The sequence below is a fragment of the Corallococcus sp. CA047B genome (assembly GCF_003612065.1).
Classification (GTDB): Bacteria; Myxococcota; Myxococcia; order Myxococcales; family Myxococcaceae; genus Corallococcus; species Corallococcus praedator.
Window position 1 is genome coordinate 1 of the sequence record NZ_RAWD01000655.1, and the last position, 1,267, is coordinate 1,267.

The window sequence follows — 1,267 nt, forward strand, 5'->3', positions numbered from 1 at the left end:
CCCCCGCGCCCAGCGAGAAGAAGTCCACCCGCCGCACGTCGCTGTCCAGGCCGAAGCCCGGGACGAAGCCCATGCCCCCGGTGTTGTTGAAGCCGAAGCTGCAACCCACATCCAGCCGGTGGCCCGACGACGGGCTGTCGAGCACGGACCCGGGCGACCCGGAGGGCCCGCCCTCCCCGGCATGGGCAAGCCTGGGCACGGTGAGCGAAAGCAACGAAAGCAGCAGCGAGGCGAGCGCGGCGTGAGCGGTCTTCATGGGGTCGTCGTCCGGGGACCCGACAAGGGGCCCTGTGGCTTGAATGACCGGAGAACCCCGAGGACCGCCGCGCGTTTAAAGATTCTTTTCGGGCGCGGCCGAGGAGGTGTCCACGCGCCGCACCTTGAAAAACCAGCAATTCATTGTTTAGTTGACGACATGCCTGACGCCCTCGCGACCGCCCTCCATCAGAAGATCCGACGACCGACGGGCGAGCGGCGGCGCACCAACGACTGGGCGACAGGCTATGGCATTGGCCGGACGCTCACGCAGCAGTTGGGCCACGTCGCGCACATCATCGATCCGGACCTGTCCTCGGTGTTCTCGCCGCTCAGCGCCGACGCGAACAACGCTTTGGAAGGGCGGGTGAACTATTCGAAGGAGCTCAGCGGCTACCAGATCCAGGGAGGCGTGGCCGTCAACAACGGGGTGCTGAACCAGCAGCCCGGCAGGCCCGTGGTGATGATCCTCAACACCACGGCCGTCAAGGCCCGCTCTGGCCGCGACGCGAGCGCGACAGGAGGCTCGCACTGGGTCGCCTGCGTCGGCATCCCGGCGAACTACGTCACCCCGCTCGACATCGCGGTGAACAACGTCCGTCCGCGTGTCTTCTTCATTGATCCGCTCAACGCGAATCGCACGCTCCCCCAGGCCTTCAAGACCCTGCTGTCCGCCGGAGGGCAGCTCGTCACCCCGACCCACAGCACCCACCTGTTGCGGCCCTCCTTCCCGAACGCCGAGTTCATCGACCTCGTGGACATCCCCCAGCAGGAAGGCGGCTGCGACTGCGGCTGGTGGGCCGTCTACAACGCCATGATGCTGGTGCTGACGGGTTCGGGGGCCTACACGGCGGCCTTCGTCGAGCGGGGACGCGACTTCGCCTGCTACCTGCGCGCGGTCTTCCCGCAGCTCACCGAGGACGCGCCCATCGGGCTGGACGCGCCCGTGGTCGTTTCGAAGAAGAAGCCCTCCGCGCCGCTGAAGGACCCCACCGCCCCTCCGGTGAAGGAC

1 protein-coding gene and 1 pseudogene are annotated in these 1,267 nt (G+C 67.6%); one reads left to right on the top strand and one right to left on the bottom strand.

The window, feature by feature from the left end; translation table 11 throughout:
• Positions 1-256, bottom strand: a 256-nt coding sequence (locus tag D7X74_RS41965; RefSeq protein WP_147446915.1) for a hypothetical protein, incomplete at its 3' end; no start/stop codon positions are given.
• A 159-nt stretch (positions 257-415) separates the two neighbouring features.
• Between D7X74_RS41965 and D7X74_RS41970 the strand changes: the two are divergent.
• A pseudogene (locus D7X74_RS41970) lies at positions 416-1,267 on the top strand (C48 family peptidase); the annotation flags it as partial.